Source organism: Microcoleus sp. B9-D4 (genome assembly GCF_036705105.1).
In the GTDB taxonomy this organism is placed as follows: Bacteria; Cyanobacteriota; Cyanobacteriia; order Cyanobacteriales; family Microcoleaceae; genus Microcoleus.
In genome coordinates this window covers 34449-50045 of the sequence record NZ_JAUBTS010000023.1, presented here as the reverse complement: position 1 = coordinate 50045, position 15597 = coordinate 34449, and the positions used below count along the sequence as shown (strand labels likewise).

General features: G+C 44.9%; 13 protein-coding genes. 11 read left to right on the top strand and 2 right to left on the bottom strand.

Going from position 1 to position 15597, the window contains the following annotated elements; translation table 11 throughout:
- Positions 1–3 precede the first annotated feature (3 nt).
- The 6 genes from QUB24_RS15995 to QUB24_RS15970 all read left to right on the top strand — a co-directional run bounded on the left by QUB24_RS15995 (position 4) and on the right by QUB24_RS15970 (position 6999).
- Positions 4–1452, top strand: a complete 1449-nt coding sequence (locus tag QUB24_RS15995) for a hypothetical protein (RefSeq protein ID WP_333154129.1) — start codon at positions 4–6, stop codon at positions 1450–1452.
- An 86-nt stretch (positions 1453–1538) separates the two neighbouring features.
- Positions 1539–2210 (top strand): VOC family protein, encoded by a 672-nt coding sequence (locus tag QUB24_RS15990; RefSeq protein WP_333154128.1) that lies wholly within the window; start codon positions 1539–1541, stop codon positions 2208–2210.
- Positions 2211–2701: 491 nt separating this feature from the next.
- A complete protein-coding gene (locus tag QUB24_RS15985) occupies positions 2702–3715 on the top strand; it encodes a poly(ethylene terephthalate) hydrolase family protein (protein ID WP_333154126.1) in 1014 nt (337 codons plus the stop codon).
- A gap of 437 nt (positions 3716–4152) precedes the next feature.
- Positions 4153–5724: an NAD(P)H-quinone oxidoreductase subunit N gene (locus tag QUB24_RS15980; protein ID WP_333154194.1), complete on the top strand. Its 1572-nt coding sequence runs from the start codon at positions 4153–4155 to the stop codon at positions 5722–5724.
- 153 nt (positions 5725–5877) lie between these two features.
- Entirely contained in the window at positions 5878–6483 is a 606-nt protein-coding gene (locus QUB24_RS15975) for a Uma2 family endonuclease (protein WP_333154125.1), read from the top strand.
- Positions 6484–6582: 99 nt separating this feature from the next.
- Positions 6583–6999 carry a GNAT family N-acetyltransferase gene (locus QUB24_RS15970; RefSeq protein ID WP_333154123.1) on the top strand — a complete coding sequence of 139 codons (417 nt, stop codon included), beginning with the start codon at positions 6583–6585 and terminating at the stop codon, positions 6997–6999.
- A gap of 2 nt (positions 7000–7001) precedes the next feature.
- Here QUB24_RS15970 and QUB24_RS15965 read toward each other — a convergent pair whose 3' ends face one another.
- Together QUB24_RS15965 and QUB24_RS15960 are read right to left on the bottom strand one after the other, a co-directional pair.
- Positions 7002–7361, bottom strand: a complete 360-nt coding sequence (locus QUB24_RS15965) for a Spx/MgsR family RNA polymerase-binding regulatory protein (protein WP_333154122.1) — start codon at positions 7359–7361, stop codon at positions 7002–7004.
- 65 nt (positions 7362–7426) lie between these two features.
- Complete coding sequence (locus QUB24_RS15960) at positions 7427–7870, bottom strand: DUF4332 domain-containing protein (protein WP_333154120.1); 444 nt, start codon at positions 7868–7870, stop codon at positions 7427–7429.
- A 395-nt stretch (positions 7871–8265) separates the two neighbouring features.
- Between QUB24_RS15960 and QUB24_RS15955 the strand changes: the two genes are divergently transcribed.
- The 5 genes from QUB24_RS15955 (at position 8266) to QUB24_RS15935 (ending at position 15489) form a co-directional block, all read left to right on the top strand.
- Positions 8266–9654 (top strand): aminopeptidase P family protein, encoded by a 1389-nt coding sequence (locus tag QUB24_RS15955; RefSeq protein WP_333154118.1) that lies wholly within the window; start codon positions 8266–8268, stop codon positions 9652–9654.
- Between the two features lie 180 nt (positions 9655–9834).
- Positions 9835–11397, top strand: a complete 1563-nt coding sequence (locus QUB24_RS15950) for an adenylate/guanylate cyclase domain-containing protein (RefSeq protein ID WP_333154116.1) — start codon at positions 9835–9837, stop codon at positions 11395–11397.
- A 210-nt stretch (positions 11398–11607) separates the two neighbouring features.
- Positions 11608–12594: a GntR family transcriptional regulator gene (locus QUB24_RS15945; RefSeq protein WP_333053807.1), complete on the top strand. Its 987-nt coding sequence runs from the start codon at positions 11608–11610 to the stop codon at positions 12592–12594.
- 177 nt (positions 12595–12771) lie between these two features.
- Entirely contained in the window at positions 12772–13446 is a 675-nt protein-coding gene (locus QUB24_RS15940) for a nitroreductase family protein (protein WP_333154114.1), read from the top strand.
- 153 nt (positions 13447–13599) lie between these two features.
- Entirely contained in the window at positions 13600–15489 is a 1890-nt protein-coding gene (locus tag QUB24_RS15935; RefSeq protein WP_333154113.1) for a hypothetical protein, read from the top strand.
- Positions 15490–15597: the final 108 nt, after the last annotated feature.

The following is a 15597-nucleotide window of genomic DNA, read 5'->3' as shown; positions in this document are numbered from 1 at the left end:
GCTATGATTCAAGAAGAGGGTTCTCAGCCAAGTATTAAATCGATTCTAGAACAAATATTCACCCCAGAAACTTTCTCACCCCAAAGTCACAGCGACCCAATTAAACTGTTAGACATTTCACTCAATTTTCCCTACAGCTCAAATGAGTGGGATACAATCTTTGAAACATTTATTGGTTTGCTTGAACATAAAGAATGGCAGATTTGGGACAGGGCAATTAACAAGCTAATCTATGCTCTAGAAATAGAACAGTCGCAACGATCTAATTGCGACGATTACCAGCCAAGACCGATTGACAGGCGCATGAAATCTATCTGTGAGGCGATCGCAGCCCAAACTCTAAATAAGCCTAACATCTTTGAAAATTTTTGTTGTGGCTTCCAGTTCTTGGCAAAAGAACCACCTTATAACCGCTTACTTCTCGAATGGTTATACCAATTGGCTGCTTCAGAAGAGCGAGAGATTCCTACAAAAAAGGCGATATTAGCAGCACAACTTTTCTTGGGTGCTTATGATTCGACTTGGCAAGAAGTAGGAGAAAAATTGTTAGAAATGCTAGATGATGCTGACCTGCTAATTAGGGCTTGTACTGCTTATCAGATTGGTATTTTTTATGGTAATAGTGTCAAAAAACATGAATATTGGGAATGGTATATTGATGAAAATTATGAGCGCAACCAACAAGCGATTATTGGAATACCACCACTTGACGAGATGATGCAGTTAATTTACCACAAGGAACTCGATCGCCCAGGGATAGCAGGCGCGTTCTGGGGCGCTATTCCGAAACAAGGTTTTGATGCCAAAGAATGGTTGTTGGATATTTTAGAGAATTCACCAGAACCAGAACCTTATATTTGCTACTTTCCTTGCAACTTAGCGTTTGATGCCCATGAACGGTTTAGCCGGGATGCTGGTGCGGTTCGCCGCCTGATTGATATGGGGCGTGTAGGGCTTGCTCTTGCTGCTGCGACAGATGAATCCTGCAAAGTTGCAGCCCTTGAACCGCTGTTAATTGAATTGGGTAACTATGATGACCCTGAAATAATTAGGCTTGCGTCCTGGCATCTTGCATACCATTACCACTATCTGCATCTACGGGGTGCGGAACTGGGATATGTTGAGTTGGTTGGTGAATTATCAACGATTGACTTGTTCTTGCTGTTTCCTCAGAAAAAAGAACTTGAATCTCCCTATGCAGCGGTCATTTATCCAAAAGGAACTGATGGGAAATTGAGCCTACAGACTGCTCGGGAATGGGTCGATAGAATTTTTCCCGATGCAGTTAGAGGCAAGCCGACAGAGCTTTTGTTACCAGAGAATGTCCGCTGGTATCAGCGAGGATATATTGACTACCATGTATCCGAAGAAAATACGAACTCTAATCTTATCGATCATGTAATTATTGGATATCGTTCTCAATTTATGTGGAATCCCAAACAATTCTTGTAGAGATATTGTCGATCTTTTTTACGGATTTTGCATGGCGACACACCCTACAACTAAAGTAGTTGGATGCAATTTAACAGATAACTTTTATGGCATTTGAATTCGACCATCTCTTCATCTTAACTCATATTGGTGCCCCCGAAGCCGATCGCCTATCATCCTTCGGTTTAGTTGAGGGTGGATCTCGCATTCATCGCGGACAAGGTACAGCCAATCGCTGTTTCTTTTTCCATAACGCAATGTTGGAATTGTTATGGGTTCACCATCCAGAAGAGGCGAAGTCTGAGCGAATTCATCAGACTCGTCTTTGGGAGCGATCGACAAATCGGAATAATGGTGCGTGTCCATTTGGCATCTGTTTGCGTCCAGCCAAAGGTTCTGAAGACACAGTTGCATTTTCTAGTTGGGCATATCGTCCACCTTATTTATCTGAAACGATGAGTATCGCAGTAGGAACAAATAGTGATGTTTTGACTGAACCCATGCTTTTCCAAATTTCCTTTGGTAAACGTCCCGATCAATACTCTGCTGATAAGTCACAGCCTTTGGAGCATAGTGTTGGTTTACGCGAAATTACTCGTGTAGAATTAGTCAGTCCTGCTGCCAATAATCCGTCACCTGAACTTCAAGCAGTGCTTGAGACAAATCAGCTAAAGTTACGGATAGGAACCGAGTATTTTGTGGAGCTTGGTTTTGATGGAGAAGTGCAGGGACAACAGGTAGATTTCCGACCGGGATTGCCGCTTATTATTAGTTGGTAATGTAAACCCGCCAGCTAACAAGGAGTTCTATAGAACCCATTTAACATCCAGGGCTGTTTCATTCTCGCTCCGGGGCAAACCCTCGTGAAGAGCCCCGATGCCTGAAACGGCCCTTCGCTCGTCGGTGGGGGGTAGGCACGGGGAGTAGGGGTAGCACTACCCCTATAAAACCATGATTTTCCTGAGAATGAAACCACCCTGCACCGAAATTCCGATTCACCACTCTAAAAAACGTTTTTCTAAAGAAAATTTGGTCGGGTTATAAGCCACACTAAAATCCAAGTAGTCAAAAATGGTGTCAAATCGTGAATCGTGTTTATTTATGAGTCAGTTTATTTGCAATTTTTACACAAATTTTCATTAATGGCAAGTTGATACTCTTCGTCACAGAGTCCGAAACCTTTTCCGGCAACGCTCCTTAAATAAATTACCAACCGTCGCCAACTTGCTTTTTTTCAGTAGCTTATGCACGCACTCTCAAACCAAAAATAATGATGAATTTCAACCCAGATTTTTTTTCAGCAAAAACCCTAGTAATTGTTTGTGTAATTGCTGCGTTTGTTGTCCTTGGTGGCAAAGTCTTTGCCACAACAATCGATTATGCACCGCCATTTAAAGAAACTAGCTTTTACAGTACGACGATATCTGCTAATAACGATTTAGCTGATATTTATTATCCTAAACCATCCGATCTTAATTCCGGTAATTACTCTTTCCCCATTGTACTTTTATTGCAAGGTGCGCTTGTAGATAAATCATTTTATTCAGATTACGCTAGCCATGTGGCGCGGTACGGCTTTGTGGTAGTCGTTCCGAACCATTTGCGCCCTTCGCCCTTCAATCCCACTTCACCGCCTAATTTGGCGTCGGAAACTTCGCAAATTGCGGCGGTTTTGTCTCAAATGGCGATCGAAAACACAAAGCCCACATCTCCGATCGCGTCTGTTATCGATACGCAGCGCCTTGGTTTATTGGGTCATTCTTTTGGTGGTGCAGTGGGGTTATCGGTGATTGCTAATAAATGTCTCCCAGAATTGTATTTGTGTCAAGAGCCATTTACGCGCCCGAAAGAACTATTAGCGGGTGCATTTTTTGGAGCTAACTTGCGAAATCCGATTGCTAATGAATTTGTACCCATCGCTAATGATGGCATTGCAGTGGCGTTGATTCAAGGATCTATCGATGGTGTCGCCCTGCCCGATCGATCTCAAAGCACCTTTGAGCAAATTCAAACACCACCCAAAGCTTTGATTACTGTTATGGGTGCAAATCACTTCGGCATTACCAATGTTAATAACCCCGCTGGTGCGATGCCCGATCGCAATACTGCTACCTTAGAGCGAGCCGTGGGTATTGAAACGATCGCCCGTTGGAGCGCGCTGTTTCTGCGGGCACATATGCTTAAAGATCGATCGGCATTTGATTATATTTACTCTCAAGGTGACGCCCTCGATCCGAATGTCCGTGTTACCACAGTTGCCGTTCCAAAACCATCTTCTAAGTAGCTCCACTTAAAAAAACGTAAGATAGATTAAGGCTAATAGATAGTGTGCCTACATTTTTATTATTGGGCATCACTTATCTGACAGACGGCGAGCACTATATTATGTTCACCATCTATGTACAGTAATTCTATATCGATAACGGTTGAGTAAAGTCCAAACGATCGAACCCATCTGATTGTGGTAGTTCTCTTAGGACATGATATTCCTCTAAATTCTTCAGTCTGCGGAGGCAGACATTGTTTGTATAGACGCGGTTTCAACCGCCGACTCCCCGCCGACTCCCCGCCGACTCCCCGCCGACTCTCCGGCAACAAACACCCGCCCAATTGGGATCGCGAAGCTGTAATCCGCTACAATCTGTGTTTGGTAAAGAATTTTTACAAGTTCACAGCCCATTACAGCCTTTGCGGCTTGTACTACCCAACCTGCCTGAAAATATGGATTTTGCTACTCTTGCTGCCCAGCTAAATGCTGGAACTATCTTGCCAGAGGGAATTGTCATCCTCACCCTCTTGGTGGTTCTCGTCGGCGATTTAATCGTAGGCCGCAGTTCCTCGGGTTGGACTCCCTACGTTGCCGTTGCGGGTTTGTTGGCCGCCGTCGCTGCCTTGTGTTTGCAGTGGGATAACACGGATACCATCTCGTTTCTAGGCGGTTTTAACAGCGATGCCTTGAGTTTAGTGTTTCGTGGCATTATCGCTTTGACTGCGGCTGTCACTATTTTGATATCCGTCCGCTATGTACTGCAAACTGGTACTGCTTTAGCGGAATTCATCGGCATTTTACTAACCGCTACTTTGGGGGGAATGTTCCTCAGCGGCGCTGATGAATTGGTGATGATTTTTATTTCGTTGGAAACTCTGAGTATCTCGTCTTATTTGCTGACGGGTTACACAAAACGCGACCCGCGTTCCAATGAAGCTGCTTTGAAATATTTGTTAATTGGGGCTTCTTCTTCGGCGGTGTTTCTCTACGGAATTTCGCTGCTGTACGGGTTGTCGGGCGGCGAAACTAAGTTAAGTGCGATCGCGGCTAACCTTTCTACTGTGAATGATGGTCAATCTCTTGGTTTGGTGATTGCTTTGGTTTTTGCGATCGCTGGAATCGCCTTCAAAATCTCCGCAGTTCCCTTCCACCAATGGACTCCAGACGTTTACGAAGGTTCTCCTACACCCGTTGTTGCCTTTCTTTCTGTCGGTTCCAAAGCAGCCGGTTTTGCCCTAGCAATCCGCTTGTTAACAACTGCTTTCCCCGCACTTATCGAACAGTGGCACTTCGTGTTCACGGCTTTAGCCATTCTCAGCATGGTGTTGGGAAATGTGGTTGCCCTCGCCCAGACTAGCATGAAGCGGCTTTTGGCTTATTCGTCGATCGCCCAAGCCGGTTTTGTGATGCTGGGTTTGATTGCAGGAACAGAAGCCGGTTACTCCAGCATGATATTTTATCTGTTGGTTTACCTGTTTATGAACTTGGGTGCTTTCGCTTGCATCATCCTGTTCTCCCTGCGGACTGGAACCGACCAAATTAGCGAATACTCCGGTTTGTACCAAAAAGACCCGCTGTTAACTTTAGCCTTAAGTATTTGCCTGCTTTCTCTGGGTGGAATTCCGCCCCTAGCTGGATTTTTCGGCAAAATCTATCTGTTCTGGGCTGGCTGGCAAGCAGGACTTTACGGCTTAGTTATTCTGGGATTAATTACCAGCGTAGTTTCGATTTACTACTACATCCGCGTTGTCAAGATGATGGTAGTAAAAGAACCTCAAGAAATGTCAGACGCGGTGAAAAATTATCCCGAAGTTCGCTGGAACCTTCAGGGAATGCGGCCTTTGCAAGTCAGCGTTGTACTCACTTTGGTGGCGACAACATTGGCGGGAATTTTGTCTAACCCTTTGTTTAATTTGGCTAATGATGCTGTTACCAAAACTCCCATGTTGCAGTCGGCATTGAGTCATGTGCAACCTGTTGTGGGTGCGAAAATTGAATCGAATTTGGTGTCTCGCCGGGATTAATTTTTCCTGTTTGTGACATAGTGGAAAACGCCTGACTCTTTGCAGTTGGGCGTTTCTTTTTTGTTGTGATATACTGTTAATTATGATTTTTAACCGCAGATGTAGGCAGATTAACGCAGATTAACGCAGATAAAAGTTAGTACAGAGGCAACAATGTTAGTACAAAGTAAGGCAAAGTTTTATACTCCAGATGAGTACCGGGAGTTAGAGGAAACTGCTGAGTTTAGAAATGAATACCGCAATGGAGAAATTGTAAAAATGACGGGTGGTAGTATTAATCACAGCCAGATAATCGGTAATATTTATGCGTTCTTAAAATCTGCTTTGCGGGGAAAGAATGCCAGACCATTTATGAGCGATTTGCGGTTGTGGATTCCTCGGTATCGACGCGGGACTTATCCAGATGTGATGGTAGTTGAAGGAGAATTAGTTTGCACAGAGGGACGGAAAGATGAAATACTCAATCCTGTGCTGATTGTGGAAGTGCTTTCTAAGTCTACCAAGGATTTCGATCGGGAGGATAAGTTTCGGTTTTATCGATCGATCCCTGAATTCCGTGAATATGTGTTAGTCAATCAATCTGAGTTTTTAGTCGCACAATATATTAAAACAGAATCAAATGAATGGTTATTTCGGGAATATGAGGGAGAATCAGCAATAGTTTCCTTCGCTTCAGTGGAAGTGCAAATGTCGATGCTGGATCTTTATGAGCTGGTTGTATTTGAAACCCAGGAAACGGAAGTAGAAGAAGAAAATTAATGCTATTGGGGGATGCAATGTCTAGCTTGGTAACAGTAAAACAATAATAACTTGGTGGGTGGTGAGGACTTTAGTCTTCTAATTTTTATGAGGGAAGATATGGATAACTACCGAATTGTCGAAACTTTGACCGAAAGCCAGGTTTCCGACTTGATGGATTTGTACAAAAACGAGTTTTGGAGCGACAAGCGGACGCGGGAGGATGTTGTGAAAATGCTGGCGGCAACTGATGTTACCATTGGTTTTGTCGATGAGAGCGATCGACTAATTGGCATTACCCGCGTCATTACCGATTTTGTCTACAGAGCGATGATTTTTGATGTCATTATCAAGCCGACACACAGAAAGATGGGACTTGGTGCGAAGTTGATGGATGCAGTTTTAACTCATCCCAAACTGCAAGCTGTCGAGCATTTTTATCTTAATTGTTTGCCGAACATGATGCCGTTTTACGAGCGTTGGGGTTTCTCAGATGATGTGGGCGAACTTAAGTTTTTGCGGCGAACAACTGGCTGAACTTAGCCCCTTGAAAGCTCCAATTTTTCTCGAATTACGTCTTCTTTGAAACCTACTAAAACAGCCGTTCCATCTTTAAGGAAAAGAGGACGTTTCAGCAGCATCGCATCCTTAGCAAAAGCATCTACCCACTGTTCGCTAGTCCAATTTTTCTTGTCATCGCCCAAAGCGCGGTAAGATTGACCGGAAGTATTTCGCATGGGTTCAAAACCTAAAGCAGCTACCCAGCTTTGGATTGTTTCGCGAGTCGGCGGCTGTTCTTTTGTGTTAATGAACTCGTAATTAACATCGCTATCTTTGAGCCACTGGAAAGCTTTTTTGCAGGTTCCGCAGTTCGGGATTCCGTAAACTTGAATTGACATAATTAATGATTGTTGACTGTTGACTGTTGACTGTTGACTGTTGATTAATAACAACTGACAACTGACTAATGACTACTGACTAATCTAGCTTGTTGAACCCATTGTTGCACGCGATCGACTGAAGGAGTTAAGTCATTGCGCTGCATTGTCGCTACGTGCAGCCTTAAAACTTGTTGGTGCAATCTCTCCACGGGCATTTGAGCCAATTGAGCCGGCGAAGCAACGCCGGCGTGCAGTAACAGCCCGCAATACTGACACCCTACACTTGGAATTCCAGCCAAATTTGCCATCGCTACCCATTTATTAACATATTGAATGTTAATCTGTAATTGATTGGCTAGCAACACTTTCGCCGCCTGCGTTTTCGTCAGGCGAATTAGTTGTCCGGTTGTGGTGATGCTGCACTCTTCCAGTTGAGATTGGTTTTCCTTGCTCAATCCCGGTAAATGTGCGATCGGCCAGTCGCGTACTTGCACAGAAGTTTGAGGAGATTTATGAGAAATTTTCATGTTTTTTCAGTTAATTTTACTTATACTTTAAAGTCTCATATATCAAACAGTCAATAGAGGATCTCGCTCACGTCACCCTATCAACAAAAACCAGACCAAGGAATTTGACTCATTGCGGGTGTTGTGATATTTATGCTAATTTCCTGCAAAGTAGCACTTTCAGCCGGTTTTCCTGCCTGTGGCTCAGGCTTACTGCTTAACCACATCATCCGGGCGATGACGACAAAGACTATAAAAAAGACAGCCTATAAATGCTAGCAAAAAAGAAGTGACAGATGATAATTTTCTCAAAAATGGCTGCCAAATTGGCCGTCAGGATTTTAGGGCTTTAATGCTGAGAATGCAAAAACTTGTGGCTGACTGCAAACCCAACTCAAAATTATAGGTTTTTACCCATGAGAATTACACAAGGTGATGATTTGTTAACTAATATTCTACACCAACGGCGGCAAAAACTGGCCAGTTTAATTAATTTTCCGGTAATTTTATGGTCGGGGCGCAGCATTCCTCGCAATTATCCGGCACTTACTTATCCCTTTCGTGCCAGCAGTCACTTTCTATATTTTGCTGGTTTGCCCTTAGAAAATGCTGCCATTCGCTTAGAATCGGGCAAATTAGAATTGTTCTTAGATGACGCACCTGCTAGCAGCATCCTTTGGCACGGAGAAATGCCGAAAAGAGCAGAAATTGCCGAACTAATTGGGGCTGATGCTGCTTTCCCAATGGCCGAATTGAAAGCGCGATCTACAAATGCAGCAACGATCGCCGTTCAGGATTCTTGGACTCAGTTGCAACAGTCTCAAATTCTCGCTCGCCCTCTGGCATCGCCGAAATCGCCAACAGGAATCGACCTAGAATTAACCAAGGCAATTATATCTCTGCGCCTGAGCCACGATGCAGCCAGTTTGGTCGAATTGCGTCAAGCTGCGGCTGTCACTGTAGAAGCTCACAAAGCGGGAATGGCGGTAACTCAAAATGCTCAAATTGAAGCAGGGGTGCGCGCTGCAATGGAAAGTGTCATCATCTCGGAAAACATGACCTATGCCTATCCTAGTATCGTGACTGTGCACGGGGAAGTGCTGCACAGCGAACATTATCACAATCCCCTACAAACCGGAGATTTGCTGTTAGCAGATGTTGGTGCGGAAACATCAAGGGGATGGGCTGCTGATGTGACTCGCACTTGGCCAGTTTCTGGCAAGTTTTCTCCGACTCAAAGAGCGATTTATGATGTAGTTTTGGCAGCACACGATGCTTGTATTGATAAAATTAGTCCGGGGGTGGAATATCAAGACATTCATCTGTTAGCGGCTCGGATTATGGCGGAAGGATTAGTGGATTTGGGTATCTTGCGGGGCAATGTTGAAGATTTGGTAGAAATGGATGCTCACGCGCTGTTTTTTGTGCACGGAATCGGACATTTAATTGGTTTGGATGTTCACGATATGGAAGATTTAGGCGATTTGGCTGGCTATGAAGAAGGAAGAACCAGAAGCAGTCGGTTTGGGTTGGGGTTTTTGCGGCTGAATCGAGTTTTGCGTCCGGGAATGCTGGTATCGATCGAACCGGGATTTTATCAAGTTCCGGCAATCTTAAATAACCCAGAAAACCGCGCCAAATATGAAGATTTTGTTAAGTGGGAGGAGTTGGAAAAATTTGCAGATGTGCGCGGAATACGCATAGAAGATGATATACTTGTCATCAATGAGGGTAGAGAAGTATTGACAGGGAAATTGCCCACAACAGCTCCGCAGATTGAGGAGTTAGTTGGGGTAAATACGTAAGTAGAGCCGAGTTCGATCGCACATACGCAGTTCCATCAGGTGTGAAAAAAGATAAAGATGAATAAAGGTTGGTCAAGAAATCTTTCGATATTAGTTAAAAAACTGCTCTCGCAAGTCAGAAAATTCGCTGCACTAATACTTCCACGCATTGTTCGTAAACCTATATCCTCGCGGCCTCGGATGCAAGCTGCACCTTTGCCAAGCAACGAAGAAGAGAGGCTAGAAGCACTTCACCGCTACAACATTCTCGACACAGAAGCCGAAGCAGCTTTTGATGATCTAACAGCTTTAGCATCTTATATTTGTGGCACTCCGATTGCTTTAGTAAGCTTAATAGATTCTAACCGACAGTGGTTTAAATCCAAAGTTGGTCTGGAAGCGCCCGAAACTCCGAGAGAGTTAGCTTTTTGCGCCCACGCTATTTTAAATCCCAACGAATTGCTAGTTGTACCCAATGCTCTAGATGACGATCGCTTTGTCGGCAATCCGCTAGTAACTTCCGATCCAAATATTCGGTTTTATGCTGGAGCCCCGCTAGTAACTCCTGACGGTTATCCGATCGGCACTTTGTGCGCGATAGATACAATTCCTCGTAATCTCACCCCACAACAGCTAGAAGCGCTGCGGACTTTAGGACGGCAAATTATCAACCACATGGAGTTGCGAATAAATATAACTAAATTAAAGCGCGCACAGATCAAGAACAAACAAGTAGAAGCAAAACTCCGTTCTACAGACGAGCAAATTGTCAATTTTTTAGAAGGAATGAGCGATGCTTTTTTTGCTTTCGACACCCATTGGCGATTTACTTACGTCAATTACAAAGGCTCGCAATTTTTGAAGCGATCGCAGGAAGAACTTTATGGTAAAAATTTTTGGGAAGAGTTTCCCGAATTCATGAATTCAGATTTTTATAAAGAGTATCATGAAGCTGTAGCCAAACAAATTGGAGTTGCTTTTGAAAAATATTATAGTCCCTTAAAAGTGTGGTTGGAAGTCCGGGTTTTTCCTTCTCACGACGGGATTTCTGTGTTTTTTCATGATATAACTAAGCGCAGGCAGATGGAATCTGCACTCAGGAAAGAACAGAAAAAAACTGAAAGTTTACTGCTAAATATTTTGCCAGAACCGATCGCCCACAGGTTGAAGTACCAACCGGGGGTGATTGCTGACAAGTTTGAAAAAGCAACAATTCTTTTTGCTGACTTGGTGAATTTTACCCAAATTTCTACTACAATGTCCGCCACTAATTTAGTGTACTTGCTGAATGAAATTTTCTCAGCTTTTGACCAACTGAGTGAGAAGCACGGCTTAGAAAAAATCAAGACGATCGGGGACGCTTACATGGTAGCAGCCGGTATTCCCATTGAACGTCCAGACCACGCAGAGGCGATCGCCGAAATGGCGCTGGATATGCTAGTAGCAATTGAGAAATTAAATGTGAAGCTAGACGCGAAATTTGACCTCCGCATCGGGATTAATAGCGGCCCGGTGGTAGCGGGGGTAATCGGGACTAAAAAATTTATTTATGATTTGTGGGGAAATGCGGTAAATACAGCCAGCCGTATGGAATCTCACGGCATAACAGGTCGCATTCAAGTCAGCCACTATACTTATAAGTTGCTGCAGGATAAATATGAATTTGAAGATCGCGGCGAGATCGAGATTAAAGGTAAAGGGGAAATGCGGACTTATTTGCTGACGGAGAGAAAAACAGTAAGCGATCTCAAAATTGCAGAGTAAATAAAACTAAGAGTTGAAAGTACCTGATTGTTGAGGGAAACTCTGCAGGCTGCGATTAATCGCCTCGAAGGCGCGATCGCCCGCTCGGCAGAACGGCTGCAGCAGAGCAGCCAAATAAGATTATGCTAGAGACAGAGATATCGCAGCAATCCTAGGCGCGGTACTCGACCTTATAAAAATACTAAGTTGAAGTCGTCGGAGCCTTTAATAATGGTTCAATTTCATATTCAAACCGATAGCGATATTCCAGCATCCACCCAACTATTCAATCAAATCAGGTTTGCGATCGCCTCGCGACAATTTCCGCCCGGACACCGCTTGCCCAGCACCAGACAGCTAGCCATGCAGACGGGTTTGCACCGCAACACCATCAGCAAAGTATACCGCCAGCTAGAAAATACCGGACTCGTAGAAGCCCAAGCAGGATCGGGCATTTACGTCCGCGCTCAAGGCAACGAAGTTGTAGGCAACAAACTCAAATCTCCGATCCTCGAAGAATATCCCCTGGCCAACAAAATAGTACAAGGAAGTATCGATCAACTGCTGGAACAGGGCTGTACGCTCAACCAAGCGAGGGAATTATTTTTGACCGAAATTGACTGGCGGCTCAGGTGCAGCGCCCGCGTGGTCGTCACAGCCCCCACAGAAGACATCGGCGTGGGTGAACTGATGGCGAAAGAACTCGAACAAGCTCTCCGCATTCCCATACAGTTAGTGCCGATGGAACAGCTAGGTACTTTTTTGGATCAAATCTCTTCGGGAACTGTGATCACGAGTCGATATTTTATCGGAGAAGCAGAATCGATTTCGGCACCGCGTTCGGTGCGAGTTATTCCCGTAGACATCTATGACTACAGCCAGGAAATCCAGCTAGTCGGGGGTTTGCCGAAAGACAGTTATTTGGGTCTCGTTAGCCTGAGTCCGGGAATGCTGCGATCGACCGAAGTCATCATCCACAGCATCCGGGGAGAGGATTTGCTGGTGATGACGGCCTTGGTTTCAGACGAGTACAAGATTAACTCGATCGTGCGATCGGCCAGAACAATTTTTTGCGACCAACCGAGTTTTGCTACAGTTAAAGCTGCCATCAATGCGGCTAGAGAAGATATTATTCGTCCCCCGCAACTGATATGCTCCGAAAATTACATCGGCTCTAAGTCGATTAATTTGCTCAAGCGCGAGTTGGGCTTGGGGTAAGTCAGTTGACAGTTGACAGTTGACAGTTGACAGTTGACAGTTGACAGTTGACAGTTGACAGTTAGCAGTTAGCAGTTGACGGTTGACCGTTGACCGTTTGCAGTTGATAGTTGTTGTTCTAATTTCCAATCACCAATTCTCGATTACCAATTACCAATTACCAATTACCAATTATCCATGACAATTGAAATCCAACCTTCAATTAATGTTAAAACGGCGATCGAAAGCCGCCGGGCCGCGCGCAGCTTCCAACCCGATCCGATTCCCCCAGCAATATTGGCAGAGATTTTGCGATTGGGAGTGCGATCGCCCTCTGGTTACAACTTGCAGCCTTGGCGGTTTATCGTACTTCAAAACGCAGCCAGCAAAGAAAAATTAAAAGCTTGCGCCTTCGATCAGCGCCAAGTGGTAGAAGCCCCAGTAGTATTAATCTGTTGTGGCGATCGGCGCGCCGCCAGACCCGAAAACACCGAAGCCGTCATCGAATTGGGCAAAACCACAGGCGCAATGAATGACAATTTAGCAGGTTATATGCGACAAGCAATCCCGCAATTGTTCGAGAACCGTCCCTGCTTCGAGTCCCTAGAAGCTTGGACAAACAGACATACAATGCTCGCAGTAGCCCACTTAATGATTGCAGCTAAAAGTTTTGGGGTAGACAGTTGTCCGATGGAAGGTTTTGTCAGCGCTAAGGTGAAAGAAGCCTTTCAAATTCCCGAAGAAGTAGATGTTTGCTGTTTGCTGCCGCTTGGTTATGCAGCAGCACCTTTGAAACAATATGGCGGGCGTTTTGACGTGACTCAAGTTTATTACAGCGAAAGTTATGGACAGGCTTTGCAAGCTGAGATTTGAGAGTTAAGATTTTGAGAGTTAAGATTTGAGAGCTGAGAGTTGAAGGAGTCGGTACAAGTTCAAACCAATCGGAAATACCGACGATTTCGCAATCCGAAATCTAAAATCTAAAATCTAAAATTTCAAGTGGTGAGATCAGACAGAGGAGAAAATATGACAGCAGCAACGATCCAAAGCAACGCCCAAATTCTCGAAGTAAAATTGCAGCAGCACTTGCAAGCAGCCGGATTTAAAAACTTACCGCTTTATATTAGTTGTGATTTTCGAGATGAATCTTTAACGGTTGTGGGAGAACACCCGCGCAGTTTAGTTCTCAAAGCCAAACCGACTTTTGCGGTGCTAGAAGCAGCAATTCTCGAAATAGAACCAGAATCTATTCAACAGATTGGACTTTGCCTAAAAATTACCGGGCAAAAACAGCCTTATGCTTTCCATTCTTTTACCATGCACCACCCTGTTTTGTCAAGACCAAAAACAGTGCTGTTGTTCAAAAAAACCGAGAATCTCCCTGCTGAAGAAACGGGGATAGTCTTAACAGAAAATGTGGCCGAGACGGCGGATGTAGAGGAGGAGATACCCTTAGAAACGGATGATAAAGATGCGTGGGATGAAGAATATTTCCCCAATTTGTCGGAGAGTTCCAGCAATTCCGATCCGATCGCCTTTAGGGTAGCTGCAATCCCGGCAGATATTGGAGACAATCCCTTCAATCCGCTGGATATGGAAGCGGTAACAGTTCCCCAAAAACCCAAGCATTCACCTTTTGCGATGCTGGCTGCTGCAGGAATGGTCAGTGTCGCCGCGCTAGTTTTGGCCGGCGGTTATTATATGCTGAGCCGGCCCTGCGTCATCGGAGGATGTAGTGCATTAGCTAATGCCAAACAGTTGAGCGAGAATTCGACGAAGACGCTGAAAACGTCAAAAGTTGCCAACAGCCCCCAAGAAGCGCAGAAACAGTTAAAACAGGCGATCGCCCTTTTGGAACCGATTCCCTCATGGTCAATTCATCGCGGTGAAGCTCAAAACGCTCTGGAAAGCTACCGTTCGCAAAATCAGAATTTAAACTCTGCGATCGATGCAGCGCGCCTCGCACAGTCAGCAGCCCAGAAAACCCAAAATCCGCCTTATTCTGCCGAGGACGGGCAGGAAGCGCAAGCTCTGTGGCAAAGTGCGATCGCCGAACTCGGAGAAATCCCCAAAGACAGCCCAGTTTATCCCTTTGCTCAGAGAAAGACAAAAGAATACCGGAAGAATGTAGCAACAGGAAATCGGCAGTTAAGCACAGAGAAAAAAGCCGAAAAAACGCTGCTCGCGGCCAAAAATACAGCCCAAATAGCAGAAGCTCGCGAAGCCGTAGCTCAGACAGCCGAGACTTGGGCTCAAGTACAATCAGGTTGGGAAGAAGCCCTCGTAATCCTATCAGAAATTCCCACGGGCACGACATCTTACCAACAAGCTAAACTGCTAGTTCCCAAATACGAAACCAAACTTTCAGAAGCTCGCGAGCGCAAAAATGTCGAAGGAATTTCGGAAAATGCGTATACTCAAGCTGTGACTTTAGCAGCGGAAGCTCAAATTTTTGAGGGCAAAAACGCCTGGTTTAAAGCATCAGAATCCTGGCGAAGAGCTTTGAGTTACGCGGAGCAAGTGCCGGCGGCAACTGCCTATTCTCAGAAAGCCCAACCGCTGATAGCTTCCTACAAAACTTCATTGCAGCAAGCAGAAGTAAAGTTGCAGGAAGAAAGAAACCTGCAAAAAGCCCGCACCGATTTAGATAGAACTTGTAAAGGCAACCCCAAGATTTGCGACTATACTGTTAGCAAAGATTTGATTGCCGTGCAGATGACTCCAGGTTACGTGCAGAAATTGCAACAAACCTTCATCCAAGCAAACAACAACAATGCTGTGAAGACTCGCCAAGCTGTAGAAAACCACGTTCAAACGTTGCAAAAAGCTTTGGAGGCGATCGCCGAAAATGCCAAAATCCCGATGCAGGTGTACGATGGCGAAGGCAAGCGGATTGGGAGTCACGAACCGAAGTAAGCTGTTACGGCATTTAATTTTAGTTTTTGGGGCGGGCTAGGAGCAACGCCCCACTCATTGTTTCAAGAAACATGATTGTTACAATTAAATGCGCGCTAACAACTTAGA